The organism is Rothia sp. CCM 9416, assembly GCF_048513535.1.
Classification (GTDB): Bacteria; Actinomycetota; Actinomycetes; order Actinomycetales; family Micrococcaceae; genus Rothia.
In genome coordinates this window covers 201,741-222,560 of record NZ_JBLXXR010000002.1, presented here as the reverse complement: position 1 = coordinate 222,560, position 20,820 = coordinate 201,741, and the positions used below count along the sequence as shown (strand labels likewise).

20 protein-coding genes are annotated in these 20,820 nt (G+C 58.0%); 12 read left to right on the top strand and 8 right to left on the bottom strand.

The features are described from left to right. Nucleotides 1-233: 233 nt before the first annotated feature. Nucleotides 234-1,784: an aminopeptidase P family protein gene (locus ACN080_RS02105; RefSeq protein ID WP_419112921.1), complete on the top strand. Its 1,551-nt coding sequence runs from the start codon at nt 234-236 to the stop codon at nt 1,782-1,784. Nucleotides 1,785-1,897: 113 nt separating this feature from the next. On the opposite strand, the gene ACN080_RS02100 is transcribed toward ACN080_RS02105, so the two are convergent. Next, entirely contained in the window at nt 1,898-2,980 is a 1,083-nt protein-coding gene (locus tag ACN080_RS02100) for a general stress protein (protein WP_419112920.1), read from the bottom strand. A 176-nt stretch (nt 2,981-3,156) separates the two neighbouring features. Between ACN080_RS02100 and ACN080_RS02095 the strand changes: the two genes are divergently transcribed. Genes ACN080_RS02095 through ACN080_RS02085 form a run of 3 tightly spaced genes read left to right on the top strand, consistent with a single transcriptional unit; the run spans nt 3,157 to nt 6,298 of the window. Beyond that, the gene (locus ACN080_RS02095) at nt 3,157-4,464 is read left to right on the top strand and encodes a magnesium transporter MgtE N-terminal domain-containing protein (protein ID WP_419099428.1); all 1,308 of its coding nucleotides are present in this window, start codon (nt 3,157-3,159) and stop codon (nt 4,462-4,464) included. Then, complete coding sequence (locus ACN080_RS02090; RefSeq protein WP_419112919.1) at nt 4,457-5,149, top strand: DUF1003 domain-containing protein; 693 nt, start codon at nt 4,457-4,459, stop codon at nt 5,147-5,149. The genes ACN080_RS02095 and ACN080_RS02090 overlap by 8 nt, the downstream gene beginning before the upstream one ends. A gap of 15 nt (nt 5,150-5,164) precedes the next feature. Next, the gene (locus ACN080_RS02085; RefSeq protein WP_419112918.1) at nt 5,165-6,298 is read left to right on the top strand and encodes a P-loop NTPase; all 1,134 of its coding nucleotides are present in this window, start codon (nt 5,165-5,167) and stop codon (nt 6,296-6,298) included. Between the two features lie 112 nt (nt 6,299-6,410). Here ACN080_RS02085 and ACN080_RS02080 read toward each other — a convergent pair whose 3' ends face one another. After that, nucleotides 6,411-6,776, bottom strand: a complete 366-nt coding sequence (locus tag ACN080_RS02080; RefSeq protein WP_419099425.1) for a Sec-independent protein translocase TatB — start codon at nt 6,774-6,776, stop codon at nt 6,411-6,413. Between the two features lie 114 nt (nt 6,777-6,890). Between ACN080_RS02080 and ACN080_RS02075 the strand changes: the two genes are divergently transcribed. Beyond that, nucleotides 6,891-7,532: an O-methyltransferase gene (locus ACN080_RS02075; protein WP_419112917.1), complete on the top strand. Its 642-nt coding sequence runs from the start codon at nt 6,891-6,893 to the stop codon at nt 7,530-7,532. 52 nt (nt 7,533-7,584) lie between these two features. Here ACN080_RS02075 and ACN080_RS02070 read toward each other — a convergent pair whose 3' ends face one another. The 3 genes from ACN080_RS02070 to ACN080_RS02060 form a co-directional block, all read right to left on the bottom strand. Then, nucleotides 7,585-7,746 carry a DUF3117 domain-containing protein gene (locus tag ACN080_RS02070; RefSeq protein ID WP_419099423.1) on the bottom strand — a complete coding sequence of 54 codons (162 nt, stop codon included), beginning with the start codon at nt 7,744-7,746 and terminating at the stop codon, nt 7,585-7,587. Nucleotides 7,747-7,872: 126 nt separating this feature from the next. Then, a complete protein-coding gene (locus ACN080_RS02065; protein ID WP_419112916.1) occupies nt 7,873-9,111 on the bottom strand; it encodes a hypothetical protein in 1,239 nt (412 codons plus the stop codon). A 61-nt stretch (nt 9,112-9,172) separates the two neighbouring features. After that, complete coding sequence (locus tag ACN080_RS02060) at nt 9,173-9,529, bottom strand: hypothetical protein (protein WP_419099421.1); 357 nt, start codon at nt 9,527-9,529, stop codon at nt 9,173-9,175. A 201-nt stretch (nt 9,530-9,730) separates the two neighbouring features. Here ACN080_RS02060 and ACN080_RS02055 point away from each other — a divergent pair, with 201 nt between their 5' ends. Genes ACN080_RS02055 through ACN080_RS02040 form a run of 4 tightly spaced genes read left to right on the top strand, consistent with a single transcriptional unit; the run spans nt 9,731 to nt 12,974 of the window. Further along, entirely contained in the window at nt 9,731-10,459 is a 729-nt protein-coding gene (locus ACN080_RS02055) for an amino acid ABC transporter ATP-binding protein (protein WP_419099454.1), read from the top strand. An 11-nt stretch (nt 10,460-10,470) separates the two neighbouring features. Beyond that, on the top strand, nt 10,471-11,319 hold the full coding sequence (locus ACN080_RS02050) for a glutamate ABC transporter substrate-binding protein (protein WP_419112057.1): 849 nt from the start codon (nt 10,471-10,473) through the stop codon (nt 11,317-11,319). Nucleotides 11,320-11,373: 54 nt separating this feature from the next. Further along, nucleotides 11,374-12,057, top strand: coding sequence for an amino acid ABC transporter permease (locus tag ACN080_RS02045; protein WP_419099419.1), 684 nt, complete (start codon nt 11,374-11,376; stop codon nt 12,055-12,057). Further along, nucleotides 12,054-12,974: an amino acid ABC transporter permease gene (locus ACN080_RS02040; RefSeq protein ID WP_419104645.1), complete on the top strand. Its 921-nt coding sequence runs from the start codon at nt 12,054-12,056 to the stop codon at nt 12,972-12,974. Before ACN080_RS02045 ends, ACN080_RS02040 begins: the two co-directional genes overlap by 4 nt. Nucleotides 12,975-13,122: 148 nt before the next feature. Here the strand turns inward: ACN080_RS02040 and dapE are convergent, their stop codons facing one another. After that, a complete protein-coding gene (gene dapE, locus ACN080_RS02035; protein ID WP_419110706.1) occupies nt 13,123-14,262 on the bottom strand; it encodes a succinyl-diaminopimelate desuccinylase in 1,140 nt (379 codons plus the stop codon). A 77-nt stretch (nt 14,263-14,339) separates the two neighbouring features. On the opposite strand from dapE, the gene dapD reads away from it, so the two are divergent. The 3 genes from dapD (at nt 14,340) to ACN080_RS02020 (ending at nt 17,744) form a co-directional block, all read left to right on the top strand. Continuing rightward, nucleotides 14,340-15,296, top strand: a complete 957-nt coding sequence (dapD, locus tag ACN080_RS02030) for a 2,3,4,5-tetrahydropyridine-2,6-dicarboxylate N-succinyltransferase (protein ID WP_419099416.1) — start codon at nt 14,340-14,342, stop codon at nt 15,294-15,296. Nucleotides 15,297-15,445: 149 nt separating this feature from the next. Next, a complete protein-coding gene (galE, locus tag ACN080_RS02025; RefSeq protein WP_419105484.1) occupies nt 15,446-16,459 on the top strand; it encodes a UDP-glucose 4-epimerase GalE in 1,014 nt (337 codons plus the stop codon). A 190-nt stretch (nt 16,460-16,649) separates the two neighbouring features. Next, nucleotides 16,650-17,744, top strand: coding sequence for an NUDIX hydrolase (locus ACN080_RS02020; RefSeq protein WP_419105485.1), 1,095 nt, complete (start codon nt 16,650-16,652; stop codon nt 17,742-17,744). Between the two features lie 82 nt (nt 17,745-17,826). Here ACN080_RS02020 and ACN080_RS02015 read toward each other — a convergent pair whose 3' ends face one another. Continuing rightward, a complete protein-coding gene (locus ACN080_RS02015; RefSeq protein ID WP_419105486.1) occupies nt 17,827-19,107 on the bottom strand; it encodes a citrate synthase in 1,281 nt (426 codons plus the stop codon). Nucleotides 19,108-19,340: 233 nt separating this feature from the next. Next, entirely contained in the window at nt 19,341-20,471 is a 1,131-nt protein-coding gene (dapC, locus tag ACN080_RS02010; protein ID WP_419112923.1) for a succinyldiaminopimelate transaminase, read from the bottom strand. Nucleotides 20,472-20,820 lie beyond the last annotated feature (349 nt).

Here is a 20,820-nt window from a genome sequence, read left to right as displayed (position 1 = left end):
CAAAGCCGGTCAGACCGAGCGCGGCTACTTCAGCAACCAGCTCGGCTACGGGCTGGGTGCCATCGGAAGTGCAGGAATGGGTGTGCAGGTCATACATACCCCTAGATTACAGGGCCAACAGCTTGGTCAGGGTATGAGCTTGGCTAAGTCTGGAGGGAGCAGCGGGTTGCTACCTCTGTGTGCGGCCCCGCCCTGCTAGACGGTACTTGACCGCCCTCACTACACTGGTGTGTATGACAACACAGGATAAGACCCCCACCCCCGGTGATGACCAGCCCATCGAAGAGCGCGTCACCAACCGGTCAGCCGCTCCCCGTTCAAGAGCTTTTACCGAATTTATGGCCGCTCACTGGGCGCCGACCAACGGCGACCTGCCTGCTCGCGCCCGCGCTGCTGATTTTGCCGCTACCCGCCGCGCCGCTCTGTCCAAGCTCTTCCCCGGCGAGCGCCTGGTAATCCCCGCTGGCCCTCTTAAGGTCCGTTCAAACGACACCGACTACCGCTTCCGTCCGCACTCCGCTTTTGCCCACCAGACCGGCCTGGGTGTGGACCATGAGCCCGATGCTGTGCTGGTCTACGAGCCAGTTGAGGAAGGCAGCGGCGATCAGGGGTCGAATCACGAGGTTACCCTGTATTTTCGCCCCTTAGCTGGTCGGGACACCGACATGTTTTACCGCGACCCCCGCTACGGTGAGTTCTGGATTGGCCCCCGCCCTACCCTGGAGTCTCTGGGTGCCGAGTACGGTATCCGCACCGCTGATCTGTCCGAGCTTGAAGTCGCTGTTACCAAGAACGCCGGGCCGCAGGCTCTGGGCGGTATCAGGATCCGCCTAGTACGCGATGTTGACCTGAATGTTGATGCCCTGGTCGATACCTCGCGTTACAACACCGCCGTTGATTTAGAAGAGTCCGACAAGCTCGATGCGGCGCTGACTGAGGCTCTCTCCCAGGCACGCCTGGTCAAGGATGAGCTTGAGGTAGAGAACCTGCGCCGTTCGGTCGATTTGACCATCGATGGTTTTGCTGAGGTTATCCGTTCGCTGCCTGCCGCTCTTGCCCACCGACGCGGTGAACGGGTGGTTGAGACCGCCTTTTTCTCCCAGGCCAGGATTGAGGGCAATGACCTGGGCTATGACACTATCGCGGCCTGCGGTAACAATGCCACCATTTTGCACTGGATTTCTAACAACGGGCCGGTGGAAGAGGGCAAGCTTATGCTGGTCGATGCCGGGGTGGAAGACGATACCCTCTATACCGCCGACATCACCCGTACTTTCCCGGTCAACGGCAAGTTCAGTGAGGTACAGGCTAGGGCCTACAGGATTGTTCTTGAAGCCGCCGATGCGGCCTTTAAGGCGGCTGTTCCGGGCCGTAAGTTCCATGAAGTTCACGATGCCGCCATGCAGGTTCTGGCAACCCGCCTGCACGAATGGGGCCTGCTTCCGGTTGCTGCTGAGGTTTCTCTGTCTGATGAGGGTGGGCACCACCGCCGCTGGATGCCCCACGGTACCAGCCACCACCTCGGCCTTGACGTGCATGACTGTGCTCAGGCCAAGATGGAGCTCTACATGGATGGTGTGATTGAGCCGGGCATGGTCTTCACCATTGAGCCGGGCCTTTACTTCAAGGAAGAGGATCTGCTGATTCCCGAGGAACTACGCGGGATCGGTATCCGTATTGAGGATGATGTGCTCATTACCGAAGACGGTAACGAAAACCTCTCTGCCGCCCTGCCCCGCACCGTTGAGGGCATTGAGGCCTGGATGGCTGAGATTTCCCGCTAGGCACCCTCCGGGCTGCTTCTAAGAGTCCGCCGGGCAAAAGCCCCTGCTAGATCCTCAAGATGGAGCTAGCAGGGGCTTTATTCTTTGCCTTCCGGTAGCAGACTCGGGGCTACTTAGTCTTGTGACGCCTTGCTGTCCTGCTCCGGTTCCCGGCGGATGGCGGCTTCGAACTCTTCGGGAGTTTCAACCCGCAGTCCGTAGCGCTGTTCACTCTGCTCGGCACGAATCTGCTCGATACGCTCGTTAACAGAGGTGTCCGCGGTGGGTGTCTTGCGGATAGCTGCCTCGAATTCTTCGGGGGTTTCAACCCGCAGGCCGTACTTGCTGGCGGCTTTGGTGCCGTCCGACTTGGTCTGGGCCGGGGGTGTGAAGACCGGCTGAGCGGGTTGCTCGGGGGTAGCGGAGCCCTGCTGTGCCTGATCTGCAGGGTTGAAACCGGGCAAGAAAGGCTGGGGTTCTGTCTGGTGGGGTGGAAGAGGCTGGTGAGGATCAAACCATTGGGGGCCGGGCTGGTGCTGAGGCGCAGATGGTGCAGGGCTGGCGCTCTGCTGGGGGCTGGGGCCTTGCACAGGCTGGGAGGGCGGTAAGTTCTGTCCGGGTTGGTTCTGGTTCTGTCCGGGTTGGTTCTGGTTCTGTCCGGGTTGGTTCTGGTTCTGTCCGGGGGCCTCGGTGCGCGGTGCCTGGGGCTGGCCAGCAGACTGGGAGGCGGGCTGAACGGACACGCGAAGCAGGTTCCGGGCAGCCTGGGCTGTGGCCGGGATAGCCATCAGGTCAAGGCGGGCCGGTAGCATCTGAGTGCGGGTACGGATCCCGCGCCCCTTGGCTCGAGCCGCCACGACAACGGAGTAAATCATGCAAAAGGCAATAGCCAGAGGCACGATGCTGAGCAGGTTCGCCAGGATCGCGGTGTTGGTAACAAAAGCGTTGAAGAAGCCCACCAGCGCGCCCAGGCCCACACCCTGAACGGCGCCGCCTAGAGCGGCACGGGGATAGGTAGCCTGCCCTGTAATGTAATCAACCTGACGGACCTCATGCCCCACCACGTAGAGAGAGTGAACGGGGAACTTCTGGCTGGCCAGGAATTCGAGAGCGCGGTTGAGTTCCTTGCGGTTGTTGAAAGTGGCGACCAGTTCACCGGGAGGTAGGGAAGCGCCATCGGACAAAGCCAGTGCAGGAGGTACGTTGAGTTGATCCATAACCCCTATTTTTGACTAGTTTGTCGAGAGTTAGCTGGGAGCGCGCCCTGTTATCGCCACAGGTGAACTAGCTAGCCGGCCCAGGAACCTTGTGCAGTGTAAGTTTGCGCCTATTTTCCGGGTATATCCGCAGATAAGCATGGCAGCGCCCCTGCAAGGCGAGTACCCTGGAAAGAGTGAGTAGCGTACCAAACAAAATTTTTATTGCCCGCCTACTAGGTCTCGATGTCTTTGACCCCCACGGTGACCGGCTTGGCCGTTTGCGCGATGTTGTCGTGCTCAAAAGCGGCTTCACCCAGTTTTCAGCGGTTGCTTCACTTGCCAAGCTCAAGGAACCCGTTGTGGTGGGTATCGTCATTGAGATTCTGGGTAAGAAACGCATTTTTGTGCCTATGACCCGCGTAACCAGCATTGACTCCACTCAGATTATTCTGACGGGCCTGGTTAACCTGCGCCGTTTTGAACAGCGCGGCTCAGAGGCCCTGGTTGTGGGCGAAATTTTTGACCGTAAGGTTCAGTTGCGTGACGGCTCCGGCATGGCTCAGATTGAAGACGTTGCCATGGAACAGCGCCGCAATGGAGACTGGTTCATTTCCGAGCTCTTTATCTCACGCGGCAACAGCGGTCTGATGCGCCGCCGTAAAGAAACCCTGATTATTGACTGGCACGAGGCTATCCTCTCCACCGATGTTGAGCCCCAGGCGGCCACAGCCTTTGTGGCCAGCCACGAAGATTCTAACCCCGCTGACCTGGCAGACGCTATCCACGAAATGCCCGACAAACGCATGGTGGAGGTCGCCCAGGAACTCCAGGATGAGCGCCTGGCGGATGTCCTCCAGGAGCTCCCCGAAGAGGATCAGGTTCAGATTCTCTCGAACCTGGAAGTTGAGCGCGCCGTCAATGTGCTCGAAGAGATGGAGCCCGATGACGCGGCTGACCTACTAGGAGAGCTCTCAGACACCCAGCGCGAAGAGCTCCTGACACTTATGGACCCCGATGATTCCGATGACGTGCGCCGCCTACTCGAATACGACGAAGGTACCGCCGGCTCACTCATGAACCCGGTCCCCATCATTCTCTCCCCCGAAGCGACCGTGGCCGAGGCTCTGGCTCATATCCGGCAGGAGGAGATCTCACCTGCTATGGCCGCTGCTGTAATGGTCGCTCGCCCACCCCTTGAAACCCCCACCGGTCGCTACCTGGGGATTGTGCACATGCAACGTCTACTGCGCCACTCTCCCAGCGAACAGGTGGGTAACATTATAGATACCTCTATTGAACCGGTTACCGATGCTGCCAGTATCGAAGAGGTAACCCGTATTCTTGCCACCTACGACCTCACCATCGTCCCAGTCATCAACGACCATGACCGGCTGGTGGGCGCTGTCACCGTCGATGACGTTCTCGATGAGATCTTGCCCGATGATTGGCGCACCTATGATGATGGCACCCCGATTAGAAAGGTAGGTCGCCGATTTGAGTGATGCCCGCGAACGCGATGAAAGAGCCCAAGCACTAGGAACCCCTCAGAACAAGAAACGCCGTCCGCTCTTTCAGTTCAACCCTGACCCCGATGCCTTTGGGCAGATGACAGAGAAAATTGCACGCTTTATGGGGACTCCGCAGTTTCTGCTGTGGATGACTGTATTCTGTGCCATCTGGTTAGGCTGGAACACCCTAGCTCCCGAAGAGATGCAGTTTGACCCACGTTCGCTTAACTTCACTCTCTTGACCCTTATGCTGTCCTTGCAGGCCTCCTACGCCGCTCCCCTGCTTCTGCTGGCACAGAACCGGCAGGATGACCGTGACCGCGTGGTAGCCCGCCAGGACCGCCAGCGTGATCAGCGCAACCTTGAAGAGACCGAGTACCTGACCCGCGAAATCGCTTCTTTGCGTATTACTCTGCGTGAGGTAGCCACCCGTGACTTTGTCCGCGGCGAAATACGCGACATCATGGAGGAGTTGCAGGAGGTTCAGCGCCGGCAGGAGGAACTCTTTACTCGGGCAGAGCATCTTGCCTCTCTCAGCAGCACCAGGGCAGATGACCCTCATAGCTCCAGCTTCACAACCTCCCCAGCCGGAAGCAGTGTGCTTGCGGTAGAAAGTGAAGATGACCCTAAGGTCCGAAAAAAGAAGATGGTAAAGGATATCGACCGTACCTTTGAGTAGGCGGTCTTCTCTCTCATGCAAAAAACTCCTGAAAATGAGCGGCTCGAAGCTGTCCTTGCCACCGTTATTGACCCCGAGTTACGGCTACCCATCACAGAGCTGGGTATGGTGGAGCGGGCGGAACTGGTAGGTTCGACCGCAAGCATCTCTATCCTGCTCACTATAGAGGGGTGCCCGCTGCGCGGCACCATTGAAAAGGACGTGCGAACCGCCGTCAGCGCCCTCGACAAGGTCCAAGATATTGACCTGACCGTTGGCTATATGACCCCAGAACAGCGGGCTGAACTGCGGCAGAAACTGGGGCATACCCGGCAGAACCCCTTCACTCAGCCAGGTTCCCTCACCCGGGTCTACGCAATTGCCAGTGGTAAGGGCGGGGTGGGTAAGTCCTCGGTTACGGCCAACCTGGCCGCTGCCTGCGCGTCTGCCGGTATGACTGTAGGCATCATTGATGCCGATGTGCACGGCTTCTCTATACCCGGTTTGCTGGGGATTACCGAAGGCCCTACCCGTATGGACGATATGATTCTGCCACCCGTAGTGGAGGCCCCCAAGGGCAAGGGTGCCATCAAGGTCATCTCCATTGGTATGTTTGTGAAGCCTGACCAGCCGGTTGCCTGGCGTGGCCCCATGCTCCACCGCGCTCTTGAACAGTTTTTGACAGACGTGCATTTTGGGCAGATTGATGTGCTCTTGCTCGATTTGCCTCCCGGCACGGGCGACATTGCTATTTCCATGGCCCAGCTCCTGCCCCAGGCAGAGATTCTACTCGTTTCTACTCCCCAGCTAGCCGCCGTGGACGTTGCCCAGCGGGCGGGAACTTTGAGCATCCAAACCGAGCAGAAGCTGGTGGGTGTGCTTGAAAACATGGCGGCCATGCAGCTTCCGGACGGTACTACCCTGCCCCTCTTCGGTGAGGGTGGCGGTGCTCAGCTGACCCAGTCGCTCAGCCAGGCGCTGGGCTATGAAGTTCCCCTGCTGGGTTCTGTTCCTCTTGAGCTAGCCCTGCGCCAGGGTGGCGACACTGGCACCCCCCTTGTCTGGGGCGCTCCCGAGACCTCAGCGGCACAGGTATTGACCCAGGTAGCTCACCATATTACCCACCGCCCACGCGGCCTAGCTGGGCAGTCTCTTCCCGTGAACCTCTAAAAGTTGCCCCATCTGTCCTTACGCCCTTTAAAGGAATAGAGGGAACTGGCCCTATTGGCCGGTTCCCTCTACTTGTTTGCCCGCTCCCAGCTGCTCGCTAAGGGGCCTCTTTTTAGGTGGCTTCGGTATCAAAAGGTGCCCATGCCCCCCGTGGTAAGCGAGAGGTCACAGAAAGCGCGGGAGCAGCCTGAGCTTTTTCCTCTAGTTGCTGGCGGCGTTCTTCCTCATCTTCTGCGAAAGCCTCACGCACAATCACGCGAGGGTCATACTGGCGGGGGTCGTACTGACGCCAGTTGATGTCATCTAGGCCAGGGCCCAGGGTCTCTTTGAGGTCGTCTTTAGCCTCGAAGGCCATACGGCGCACGTACTTAATGAAATCTTTGAGCTGCTGGGCATATTCGGGCATGCGTTCTGGCCCGATGACAAAAAACACCAGGACTGCAAGAAAAATAAATTCAAGACCACTAATTCCAAACACACCTAGAGATTACCAGCTTAGGCTGGTCGAACGCCCATAAAACAGCTTCTATTGAATAAGATGTTCCCAGGATCATTATTGTTTTTGCAGGTCGAAGGCGGGTAGTTGTTTTTTATGAAGTCACATGATCTGGCCCGGAATTGGGTCTATGCCGAAGAGTTCCCGCGTGAGGTGCCGGTCCTTGAGCTTGCCCGCGAGCAGGCCGAGCGGCTTGATGCTGCCCCCGTCGCGCCCTCTGTGGCGGCCCTCTTGACCGTCCTGGCCGCTACGGGTAAAGCCCAGCACACCGTAGAAATTGGGTGCGGGGCTGGAGTTTCTACCGCAGCGCTCCTGAGCGGGTTACCCGCTGGGACTTCGCTGACCACTATCGATATTGATGCAACCCGCTCCCAGGCCGTCCGATCGTTACTTTCCGCGACTGGGCTGGAGCAGAGCCACCGTGTGCGGGTTATTACCGGTGATGCCCTCCAAGTACTCCCCAGGCTCTCCCCCGGCTCCTACGACCTGGCTCTGGTCGATGCCGGTCCCGAACTGGCAGATCAGCTGGTGCTCAACGCTCTAGCCCTCTTAGCGTCCGGTGGCCTGCTGATCTTGCACGACCCTTTGGCCGGGGGTGCTGTAGCTAGCCCCACTGACCGCGACGGGGTGACCGTTACCCTACGATCTGTCCTTCACGATATAGCGGCCTGCACCGAGGACGTCTTTGTCTCTTTACTGTATGTGGGCTCAGGCCTCTACTTGATCTACAAGAAATAGGGTAAAAGAAACCTCGGCTGATGGGGCCGAGGTATTCAAATTTTCAGGAAGTCTAGAAATTCTCTACGCACACCCGGAGAGCCTCTACCTCTTCTTCAGTGATATCAAGGACCAGGCGCCCGCCGCCTTCAACGGGGATGCGCATTACGATGCTACGGCCCTCACGTACGATTTCGAGCGGACCGTCTCCGGTGCGTGGTTTTTGAGCTGCCATGGGAGTCTTCTCCTTGGGGAAGGTTAGTCTATGAGTGGATGGCACCGGTGCAACCGGGCTCACTTTCTTTTAATAGTAGTGCTTACCGGAGCATTTAAGGTGGTTTTGCGAAGCAAACTTACAGGTTTAGGGTGGGTAGTCCCCTCCACCGGGTAGTTGCTTCCAGTGCCAGAGCCAGCCCACCCACCCAAATTGCAGGGTCGCCCCCGCACACATGAGCAACCAGCGGTAGGCCCGAGAGGCTGAAAGCGCCACCACAGGGAGCAGGAGCGGGAAAAGCGGTAGAAGCAGGCGGAAGGTCGAGGACTGCGGATTAAAGAAGGCCAGCATGTAGACCGCATAGCAGGCACACCAGAGCACAAGCGCTGGGTGGAGCACCTTTCGGATACTAGGAGCAATCAGGCACAGGGTAAAACCCGCTATCAGCACCAAGAGAATAAGCGGCCCCAGAATACTGCCAAGGTAGAGCTGGCTTTGGGTCAGCCAGGGCAAGAACGGTAGCACGTCCTCACCCCCGGCCCGCCAGGCGGCCTCGGTTGCGGTGTAGGCATCTATGCGCCCGGTGACAGCCCAGGCGTAGGCAGGGTGGATAAAGGCAAAGGCACAGACTGCAAGGGCACACACAAGTTGTGTGGCTGTCTCTCGGAGTGTAGGCCACACCCTCTGACCGCTTCTGAGGCGGTGCAGGAAGGCCATAAGCCACCATAGGCCCACAGCTGCCCCCAAGGGTAGGCCGATGGGGCGGGCCAGGGCAGCGCAGAGCGCTGGAATCAGCATCAGGCGGTAGCGGCCTTCCACCAGGAGGTAGAGAGCCCAGGCTAAGAAGAGCAGACCCATAGCTTCGGCATAGCCTGTTTGCAGGATCGGTGCAACCGCGCTGAAATTTACCGCTGCGCTTGCCCACAGCGCGGTGCTGTGTTGGGTATCCAGGTCACTATGCTCAGCGGCACTCTGCCCGTTGCCCAGGGAGACCATGCACAGTCGGTAGATAAACCAGGATGCGCCCAGACCGCAGATTAATGACAGGGTCGGAGCCACTAGAGCGTAGTCCAAGCCCGTCAGCCAGGTAAGAGTACCTGCGGTGAGGGGGTATAGCGGGTAGAAGGCCCACTCATTTTGAGCTACATGCCCGGTAGCATCAAGGGGTAGCTGTGAGGGGTAGCCGGTCGCGGCAATAGAGGAATACCAGTCAGCATCCCATATATTGACATACTCTAGGTAGGTCATGGCTGAGTTCTTCCAGGGGCTCACCGTCTGGTGTAAACCAACACGACTGAAAACAAACCAGCCCCACACCCGGCTAACAGCATAGAGCAAAGCCACCTGAGCCATAGCAGGTAACCGCACGAACCGGCTAACTGCCACAAACCATAGCTGGCTTATGCCAAGGCTGACCCTAGCCCCTATATCACGGTGAAGGGAACCATTAGTCATCGGCATCAACCGGGGCGCTCTCACCGTTCAGCTGAGCGAGCCGATCACGAAGCCGCCTGTTCTCCTCAATAGTTTTGGCCAGCACACCGTCCACCTCTTCACGGTTATAACCCAGGATGGAGGTCGCAAAACCTACACGCTCCAATTCAGCACTATCGGGTCGGTCCGAGAGAATGATCGGCGGCTCAGAGGCGGGAACAATATCAATTCCGTCTTGGCTGATGTGGTTAAGGGTTTTGCGGGCCGGAATCAGGCGGTCGCTACCCATCGCCGCACACCCGGCTAAGACAGCCATGATCACCACAAACGTTATTGCCACCAACAGATAATTCAAGATTTCCCCCGTCATTAGGCTGCCCCATACACCCCGCTCATGGGCAACTAGCGGTACAGGGGCGACACAAAGTAGCCCAAAGTGTAACAAGCTGTTTACCTGCCAACGGGTAAGGTAAGGCACATACACCTATTTTGGTTGTGCTTTAGCACCTCAATGCTACCGGCACGCACACATATCCACCACAAGGGAGGAACCTCTGTGACTACTGATGCACTGGTTCAGCTCACCGGCGTTAATAAGTATTACGGTGAGAACCACGTCCTCAAGGACATTAATCTTTCTGTTGGAGCGGGTGAGGTGGTCATTCTTCTGGGCCCCTCAGGTTCGGGTAAATCAACCCTCTGCCGCACCATCAACCGCCTCGAAACCATTTCAAGCGGTACCATCACCATCGACGGCAAGAAACTACCTGAAGAAGGCAAAGAACTGGCTAACCTGCGGGCCGAGGTCGGCATGGTCTTCCAGTCCTTTAACCTCTTCGCCCACAAGACCATTCTTGAAAACGTCACCTTGGGCCCCCGCAAGGTTCGCGGCATGAGCAAGGCAGAAGCCGAAGAACTTGCCATGAGCCTGCTCAAAAAGGTAGGCGTCGATAACCAGGCCTCCAAGATGCCGGCCCAGCTCTCCGGCGGCCAGCAGCAGCGCGTCGCCATTGCCCGTGCATTGGCCATGCAACCCAAGGTCATGCTCTTTGACGAGCCCACCAGCGCACTCGACCCCGAAATGGTCAACGAAGTTCTTGACACCATGGTCTCCCTGGCCCGAGAAGGTATGACCATGATCGTGGTAACCCACGAAATGGGCTTTGCCCGCAAGGCCGCCGACCGAATCGTTTTCCTGGCCGACGGTGAAATCCTCGAAGAGGCAAGGCCTGACCAGTTCTTCACCAATCCCCAGACCGATCGTGCCAAGGACTTCCTGGGTAAGATCCTGGGCCACTAAGGAGAGCACCCATGAAGCTATCCACCCTCAAAGCCAAAGCAGTAGCCTGCGCGGCAGTCCTAGCTAGCGCAACCCTGGCTTTCTCCGGTTGCGGCTCAAGTAGTGCCAAGGACACCATCCGTATCGGCATTAAGTACGACCAGCCCGGCCTGGGCTACCAGGACGGCCGCGACTACACCGGCTTCGATACCGACGTAGCCCGCTACGTGGCCAAGGAGCTCGGCTACTCAGAGGACCAGATTGAGTGGGTTGAAGCCCCCTCGGCCAACCGCGAGAACATGCTCTCTAACAACCAGGTAGACATGATTTTTGCGACCTACTCCATCACCGAAAAGCGCATCAAGACCGTTGATTTCGCTGGACCCTACTTCGTAGCAGGCCAGGACCTGCTCGTGCAGGCCGATAGCACCGATATCACCGGGCCTGAGTCGCTCTCGGGCAAGAATCTTTGCTCTGTCACCGGGTCAACCTCGGCCAAGAAGATTCAGGACAAGTACTCCTCGGACGTTCAGCTGGTGCAGCAGAACTCCTACTCGGACTGCGTGGTAGCGCTCAACGCGGGTATGGTCGATGCGGTCACCACCGACGACATCATTCTGGCAGGTCTGGCCTCCACCAAGGCTAACCAGGGCGAACTCAAGCTGGTCGGCAACACTTTCTCCACCGAAAAGTACGGCGTTGGTCTACCCAAGGGCTCAGATAAGTGCTCCGCAATCAATGCAGCCATCAACAAGATGGTCGAAACCGGCGCCTGGGAAGAAGCCCTCGAGAAGAATGTCGGCGCATCAGGCTACGCTTACGATACCGAGCTGAACCCTCCGGTTCTGGGCGACTCCTGCGCCACCGTTGAACCTAAGTAACCCACCGCTTATTCCATCTTTTACACACTAAACTTTCTTTATTTGGAGGCTTTCATGTCGTTCTCTGAACAGCTCTCCACGCTCTTTGCCACCTACGATGTCATCGGAGCTTTCTGGACCAACCTACAGCTGACCTTCTGGGCAGCGATCGGTTCGTTTGTCCTTGGATCGCTCCTGGCACTTATGCGTATCTCCCCAGTGCCTTCTTTGCGCTGGGCCGGTACCGCCTATGTGCACCTGGTCCGCAATACCCCGCTGACCATTCTGATGACCCTGGCAATCTTGGGCGTGTGGACTCAGTTCCAGCTCTCACTGGCAACATCGTTTGAGCTGAACTTCTTTATCTACGCCGTCATTGTGCTGGCAATCTACCATGCGGCTTTCGTCTGCGAGGCTATCCGCTCCGGCGTCAACACCGTACCAGTGGGGCAGGCAGAAGCAGCCCGCGCTATTGGCCTGGGCTTCTTGCCCACAGCCCGCTACATCATCTTCCCCCAGGCTCTTCGCGGGTCGATTACCCCTCTAGGTAACACCCTGATTGCTCTGGCTAAGAACACCACCGTGGCCACCGTGGCTTCGGTGGCTGAAGCCTCCGGCATGATGAAATCCATGATCGAGTTCAACTCTGACCTCATCTTCATGATCTTCTTTGTCTTTGCTATGGGCTTTGTGATTATTGTTGTCCCCATCGGCCTTCTCACCACCTGGGCCTCTCGTAGATTGGCGGTGAAGCGATGAGCAGTAAGCGTATGACCTCAACCTCGGTGCTCTTTGACGTACCCGGCCCCAAGGCCCGAGCCCGCACCAAGATTTTCAACCTTGTAGCCCTGCTCCTGCTGGCCGCAGGCTTGGCCTACGTCCTGGTTGTCATGAACCGCCAGGGCCAGTTGGAAGCCGACAAGTGGACTTCGCTCTTCTCAGGCAACCTCTGGGCCAACTACATTCTGCCCGCGCTCGGCAAAACCCTAGCCGCAGCCCTGCTCTCAGTGATCACTTCGGTGCTGTTCGGTCTTTTCTTCGGTCTGGCCCGCCTATCACCCAATAAACTGATTCGTGGCTTTGGCACCGTAGTGGTCGAGTTCTTCCGCGCGGTCCCGGTCCTGATGATGATGATTTTCTTCTGGCTCTTCCTGGGCAAGCTCAACATCCTAGCGCCTTCCCAGCTCCCCTTCGTTGCTGTTGTTCTGGGGCTTACCCTCTACAACGGCTCGGTGATTGCGGAGCTCCTGCGCTCGGGTGTGCACCAGCTCCCCAAGGGCCAGGGCGAAGCGGGGCTAGCTATCGGTATGACCCCCTGGAAGGTGCTAACCCTGATTCTAGTGCCCCAGGCACTGACCGCTATGATGCCCTCGCTGCTCTCGCAGTTCGTGGTCATTCTGAAAGATACCGCTCTGGGTTACATCATTTCCTACCCCGAGCTTCTAGCGGCTGCCCGCCGCTTCGGCTCTGGTGAGGGCAATATCCTGCAAATGCTCCTGCTGGCCGCCCTCATCTTCGTGGTCATCAACTTCGCCCTGACTCTGCTAGCTGAGTGGCTCTCAGGGTTCCTGAGTTCCCATTCGGATGTAGATATTAAGCATGCGGACGGTGTCCCGGGTGAGGTCGATGATCCTCGCCCCAAGACCGAGATGATGTTCAAGATCCCCAAGGCCTAGTCTTCTGCTAGCCCTAGGGCATTGAAGAGGCGGGGGCCTACCGAGTTACTCCTCGGTAGGCCCCGCCTCTTTCTGTGAGATCTGCTCTGGTGCAGGTATCACACTGTCGGGTGCTTAGTAGGGTATCTGCCCACCCATGAGGTGCGGGCTAGGCGCTCAGCCACTTCTGCAAGGCCAGGTAGCAGGCTCTTACCTCTGATGCTTTGACGTGCTCGTTATCGGTGTGGGCCAGTAGGGCGTCACCGGGGCCGAAGTTGACTGCTGGGATTCCGATGTCGCTAAAGCGGGCTACATCGGTCCAGCCATACTTGGGCTTGGGCTCCTGCCCAACGGACTCAATGAGTGAGCGTGACATGGGGGCGTCCAAGCCCGGGCGGGCCGCCGATGACAGATCAACAAAGTCTAGTTGGTAGCCCTCAAAGACCTGGTGCAGGTGGGCAACAGCTTCCTCTAGGGTTTTGTTGGGGGCAAAGCGGTAGTTGATATGGACACCGGCTTGGTCTGGGATAACGTTGCCTGCCACGCCACCTGAGATCTGAACGGCATTCAGGCCCTCTCGGTAGGCTAGGCCTTCAACTTCGTAGGTGGCAGGTTGGTAGGCGGCAAGACGGCCCAGCACATCAGCCATCTTATGGATAGCGTTCACGCCCTTCCAGGAGCGGCCTGAGTGGGCGGCTAACCCTGCGGTGCGGATCCAGAAGCGAATGGTGCCGTTACAGCCGCCTTCGATGGTTCCGTCGGTGGGTTCCAGCAGCACCGCAAAAGCGGCATCGGTGAGAAGTTGACGGTGGTTCCGCATGAGCCGGGCCAGGCCAGATAGTTCAGAGGCGACTTCTTCGTGGTCGTAGAAGACATAGGTGATGTCGTAGCGGGGGTTCTCTAGGCTGGCGGCTAGCGCTAGCTGGACAGCTACCCCGCCTTTCATATCCACCGCCCCGCGACCGTAGAGTAGGCGCTCGCCGTCTTCCTTGACCCAGGTGGCGGGGACGGTACCGGCTGAACCCTCGGTGGCTGGCAGGGGCACGGTGTCCAGGTGCCCGGCTAGGACGATTCGTTCGGCCCGCCCCAGGTTGGTGCGGGCTATGATGGCATCACCATCGCGGGTGATTTCTAGTCCCTCACAGGTGTTCAGGGCGGCTTCGACTGTATCTGCCAGTCGCGTTTCGCTGCCCGATACCGAGAAAATGTTGAGTAGGTCGGCGGTGAGATCTTCAACTGGCTGGGTGAGGTCAAGGGTTGCGGGGCCAAAGTGGGCAAAAGATTCGGCGGTGTCAGTGTGGGTGCTCATGCCCTCTACATTACAAGCAGTCCCAGCATCTAAGCACAAATTACGTGGGGCACCTGCCCTTTTCGTACACTAGAGGTATGACTGAAAATAACACCCGCGTAGCATCAGGCCTGGGCCTGGCTACAGTTGTAGCCTCCGGCGAAAATGAAGGCACTGTCCTCGATGTCTGGTACCCCGCTCCCAGCTTGACCGAAACCCCTGACCAGAGCTTTGCTGCTGAGCTAGAAGCCCTGGTTGAGGCCGATGAGGACCGTAACGTCGTCCGTGAACTGGTCAACGTCACAATCAACCTGGACGAGGCTCCTGCCAACGCAGCCGACGCCTACCTACGCCTGCACTTGCTCTCGCACACTCTAGTAGCGCCCAACACCATCAATCTTGAAGGGCTGTTTGGCAAGCTCGCTAACGTTGCTTGGACTAATTTTGGTCCCGTCCTGGCCAGCGAATTCACTGTGGCTTCTTTGAAGCTCCGCCGCCGTGGCGCCCTGGTTGTTACTCACCTTGATAAGTTCCCCCGCATGATTGACTATGTTGTTCCTGCCGGTGTTCGCATTGGTGACGCTGACCGAGTCCGTCTGGGCGCTCACCTGGCTCCCGGTACCACCGTCATGCACGAGGGCTTTGTGAACTTCAATGCCGGTACCCTGGGTGAGTCTATGGTTGAAGGCCGCATCTCGCAGGGCGTTGTCATTGGCAACGGCACCGACATCGGTGGTGGCGCGTCAACCATGGGCACTCTGTCCGGTGGCGGTACCCAGCGTGTTGCTATCGGCGAGCGCTCCTTGCTCGGCGCTGAGGCCGGTATCGGTATCGCCCTGGGCGATGACTGTGTGGTTGAGGCTGGCCTGTATATAACTGCAGGTTCCCGCGTAACCGTACTCAATCCCGGTGATGAGCCACGGGTTGTTAAGGCCTTGGAACTCTCCGGTGCCAATAGCCTGCTCTTCCGCCGTAACTCGGTGTCCGGTGCTATTGAGGTTCTGCCCCGCGCTGGCAAGACCGTTGAGCTGAACTCTGAGCTGCACGCCAACTAATTAAAGGCAAGTGACCTGATCTGTTGCCCTCCCTGGAGCTACCTGCCCTGGGGAGGGCAGTTTTCTGTCTAACCAGGAGAAATAGGGGGCTGGAAGCTGGATAGCAGGTATGCTGGAAATTGAACTCAATCCATCTTTTAGGGGAAAATGTGAAAATTCTAGTTACCGGCGGTGCAGGCTACATCGGTTCGCACACCGTCCTTGAGCTTCTGGAAGCCGGCCACGAGGTCACCGTCATGGACAACCTCTCCAACTCGTCCATGGAATCGCTGGCTCGCGTTGAAGAGCTGACCGGCAAAACCGTTGAGTTCCGCAAGGTTGACCTGCTTGACCTGCCCGAGATGAAGCAGCTTTTCAACCTGGTTAAGCCCGATGCTGTCATCCACTTTGCAGGTCTCAAGGCTGTTGGCGAATCCGCCGAGAAGCCCCTCTGGTACTACCAGACCAACGTTGCAGGTACCCTCAACCTGCTCTACGCTATGGAGGAGGCCGGGTGTCACTCCATCGTCTTCTCTTCCTCCGCCACCGTGTACGGTGAGCCTGAGTCCATGCCGCTGACCGAGAAAATCAATATGGATGCCCAGTCCTGCTACGGCCGGACCAAGGAGCACATCGAGGACATGCTGGTTGACCTGGCGGCTTCTGACCCTAAATGGAACATCGCCTTGCTCCGCTACTTTAACCCCGTTGGTGCCCATGAGTCAGGCCGTATCGGTGAGGACCCCGCTGGTATTCCCAATAATCTTGTACCGTTTATTGCTCAGGTTGCTGTGGGTCGCCGCGAGTACCTGAATGTCTTTGGTAATGACTACCCCACCGTCGATGGCACTGGCGTACGCGACTACATTCACGTGGTCGATCTGGCCGATGGTCATCTGAAGGCGCTGGACTACATCACAAGTCACGGTGGCCTGCACACCTGGAACCTGGGTACTGGAAACGGCTACTCGGTACTTGAGGTTCTGCACGCTTTTGAGAAGGCCGCTGGGAAGGAACTGCCCTACAAGATTGTGGACCGTCGCCCTGGCGATGTCGCGGTATCTTATGCTGACCCGTCCGCCGCCCTGGCTGACCTGGGCTGGAGCGCTACCCGCGACATTGAGACCATGGTGCGCGATCACTGGAACTGGCAGAAGAACAACCCGAATGGATACGAAGCGTAGCGAGTATCTTTCGTGAAGAAATTGCCAACGATTTGGCAATTTTAGAAAGCGCGCATCGCGCGGGACAGAAACGTAGCCAGTATTCCGTGAGCTGGTGAGATCCTAGCTCATGGTGCGTAAACCTTAGAAGGCCCCTTTCTACTGTGCAGAGAGGGGCTTCTTCCTTAGGTTCCTGAGAGAAAAAGAGACGATGGCAGCCGATGACTTTGAACTGATTGACCATACCCAGCGCCTTAAGTTCCGCTATCGGGTAGGTGCCCTTCTGGTCCGTGACGGTAAGTTGCTCATGACTTCATCACCCGGTGCGGGTTACTACTGGACGCTCGGTGGCGGTGTGGGTATCGGGGAGCTGGCGCAAGATAGCGTCCGTAGAGAGGTTGCCGAGGAAACCGGGCTAAAGGTTACTGGTGCTGAGTTACTTGGTGCGGTGGAAAATATCTTTGAGGGCGTTGACCCCTCGGTTGCCGGTTACCTGGTTCATGAGGTTTCCCTTTACTTCCGGGTGGAGGTTGCCGAAGATATTGATACGTCCCAGCGCATCGAAATTGGTTCGCTCACCGGCGAGGGCGAGCAGGAGTATCTGGACTGGGTTCCTCTTGATTCTCTGGTTAACTTTGATGGCAAGTATCTTTTCCCCTCAGCTCTGGCCGAGGTGTTTGGCCCTAAGCTCATGACAGGAGATACAACTTTTGAGCACGCTATCCAGGTGGAGGCTCCTGAACAGCTCCGGGCTCTGGGTAAGGGCCACGATGCCGGGTGTATTGATAGGGCTGGTAAGCTGTGGTCGGGGTTCCGGGCGGTTGCACTCGTCGTTTGCCGGGGGCACCTGCTACTGGCGACCCATGATAGGAGCGACTATTATTACACGGTCGGTGGCGGTATTCGTGTGGGCGAGCCTAGTGCCCAGGCGGTAGTGCGTGAGGTAGCCGAAGAGGCAGGCTTACAGGCACAGGAGGTGAGGCTCTGCGCGCTGCTTGAAAACTTTGATCTACCAGGCCATCAGAAGAGACCGGGCTACTGCTCACATGAGCTGGCCCTCTACTACCGGGTCGATGTGGCGGAGAACCTCGATATTACTCAGCCTATCGACGTGGGAGAGAAAACCCTCTCGGGTAACCATGAATATCTTGAGTGGGTTCCCCTCGACTCTTTAGGCAAGTACAAAGGCAAGAAAATCTTCCCCGAGATCCTGGCACAGGATCTCCCCCGCCATCTTGCTGGTTGGCCTCAAGAGGTTATCCACCTGGTAGCGGGCCAGCGCCCCCTAACCGCCCTGGAGCAATAACGGTAACTGGCATAAAGAAGGCCGCCCCGCTCCCCTAGCTTAGGGGCGCGGGGCGGCTTGCTACCAGCTACACACCGGTAGCTTAACGCTGCGGGTAATGGCGCTCGTTTTCACCGGTGTAGACCTGGCGGGGGCGACCAATCTTACGGTCGGGGTCCTGCACACCTTCGGTCCACTGAGCAATCCAGCCAGGTAGGCGGCCCAGGGCAAAGAGGACGGTGAACATGTGCTCGGGGAAGCCCATAGCCTTGTAAATCAGGCCGGTGTAGAAGTCTACGTTGGGGTAGAGCTTACGTTCGATGAAGTAGTCATCGTTCAGAGCCTTCTCTTCCAGTCGCATAGCGATTTCAAAGAGCTCAGAGTTACCGCCGATGCTTTCAAGGATCTCGTCTGCGGTCTTCTTAACGATTCGGGCACGCGGGTCGTAGTTCTTGTAGACGCGGTGGCCAAAGCCCATCAGGCGGACGCCGTCTTCCTTGTTCTTGACTTTCTCCATGAAGTCTTCGGGGCTGATGCCCTCCTTCTGGATCTGGGTCAGCATCTTGAGCACAGCCTCGTTAGCACCGCCATGAAGCGGTCCGTAGAGGGCGTTGATACCGGCAGAGACGGAGGCGAACATGTTTGCGTTGGCTGAGCCGACCAGGCGTACGGTAGAGGTAGAGCAGTTCTGCTCGTGGTCAGCGTGCAAGAGCAGCAGCAGGTCAAGTGCCTTGGCATGCAGGGGGTTAATCTCGTAGTCTTCGGTGGGGAAGCCGAAACACATACGCAAGAAGTTCTCGGTGTAGTTAAGGTCGTTCTTGGGGTAGATCAGAGGCTCGCCCTTGGACTTCTTGTAAGCGTAGGCTGCCAGAGTCGGTACCTTGGAGAGCAGACGGAAGGTTGAAATCTCTACCTGGCGGGGGTCGAAGGGATCCAGTGAGTCCCCGTAGAAAGTGGACATAGCCGAGACGCTAGAAGCCAGCACAGCCATGGGGTGAGCGTCGCGGGGGAAGCCATTGAAGAAGAACTTAAAATCCTCATGCACCATGGTGTGACGGCGTACCATCAGGTCAAATTCTTCGAGCCTCTCAGGGGTGGGTAGCTCACCAAAAATCAGGAGGTAGGCCACCTCAAGGAAGCTGGAATTTTCTGCCAGTTCTTCTATGGGGTAACCGCGGTAGCGCAAAATGCCGGCATCACCATCGATGTAGGTGATAGCTGACTTGGCGCTGGCGGTGTTCATGAAGCCGGGATCGTAGGCTACCTGGCCTGTCTCTTTGAGCAAGCCTGCAACTTCAAAGGCACCATTGCCTTCGGTTGCTTCTACTGCGGGCAGGGGCAGGTCTTTGCCCTCATAGCTCAGCAGTGCTTTGTTCTCAGTCATTAGTTTTCCTCCTGATTATCCGAGGCCCTGGACCGTGGTGGGACAGCCAGCACCTCAAATCTGTGCCTTCCAGCTCGGAGCGCGGCCCCAGTAATCCGAGACCGCGCCCTGAGCATCAGCACCTAGTGTTATGGTCTACATTACATCAGAATGATGGGCGGGTCACATTGGCCCCTGCTAGGTGAGATAGATTACACTACTGGCGCTGACTACTCATGGGGAACTGGCTAGAGCTATTCAGCCAGACGGCCTGCGGCACGAGTGATGTCATCGTCTGAGCCGGTCAGTGCCACACGAACATAGCCTTGACCTGCCTCTCCATAGAAAATCCCAGGACCAACCAAGATGCCGCGTTCAGCAAAGCGCTGGACCGTGGCCCAGGTATCTTGACCGGCAGTAGCCCACAGGTAGAGCCCTGCCTGGGAGTTTTCAACACGCAGGCCGAACTTTTCGAGGGCGGGAAGTAGAATTTCGCGGCGGGCACGGTAGCGGTTCTTCTGAGCCTCAACATGGGAGTCATCGGCTAGGGCGGCGGTCATGGCGACTTGGACGGGGGCGGGCACAATCATGCCGGCGTGCTTGCGGGAGTTGACCAGGTTAGCCATAATGTCGGGGTCACCGGCGATGAAGGCTCCCCGGTAGCCGGCAAAGTTGGACTGTTTAGACAGGGAGTAAGCGGCCAGCACCAGTTCCTGGCTTTGGCCGCAGACGCGCGGGTCAAGGATTGAGGGTACGGGCTCACCACCCTGGGCGGTGTCCCAGTGGCCCCAGCCTAGCTCGGCGTAACACTCGTCAGAGGCTACAAGGGCGCCCAGGGCACGGGCGTCGTCCACGATTTTTTTCAGTTGGGCGGTATCGCGGACGATCCCTGTGGGGTTAGCCGGTGAGTTGACCCAAATCAGGCGAACCTTGGCGCGGGTGGCCTCGTCCAGCTCCTCAAGTGAATCTGCCGCTACGGGGGTGGCTCCTGCCAGTTGGGCTCCGATGTCGTAGGTGGGGTAGGCGACGGTAGGGCGCACAACGATGTCGCCCTCCCCCAGCCCCAGCAAAAAGGGTAGCCAGGCCACGAGTTCTTTGGAGCCGATGGTGGGCATGACCTGGTCGGTGGTGAGGCCGGGGACGCCCCGGCGGCGGTCGAACCAGTCAACGATTGCCTGGCGCAGGCTGAGGGTTCCGTGGGTTGTGGGGTAACCGTGGGCATCAGTGGCCTGAGCAAGGGCTAGACGGATGACATCCGGGGTGGGATCGACAGGGGTTCCGATGGAGAGGTTGATAAGCCCGTCGGGGTGCTGCTCTGCGGTGGCACGGTAGGGTGCCATGGTGTCCCAGGGGTAGTCGGGTAGGTCTAGTCCGAAGGTGCGCATGGTCTTCTTTCTTGCGTTGCGGTTGGTTCTGGTCTCTTCACCCCATTCTAGGGGCTTGTGGGCGGGCCCCAGGGCTCGGGTGGCCTCGTCCTTGGGTTGGGGCAGGTGTGACAAAGCTCCGCAGACCCTGGCGGGTGGCCGGTCTGCGGAGCTTTATCAGCTTAAGGTATGTGTTTTCCAGGGTTTATGGCTTACACGGCAGGATCATGGCTTACCCGATGGCGCGGGGCTGGCGTGAATTGCCCTTGTGAGCGGAGCGCACCGGGCAAGAGGGTCAGCCGAGCAGGCGTTAGCTTGCGGTGCTGAGAGCCTGCGGTGCTGAAAGCCTACGGTGCTGAAAACCTTAGCT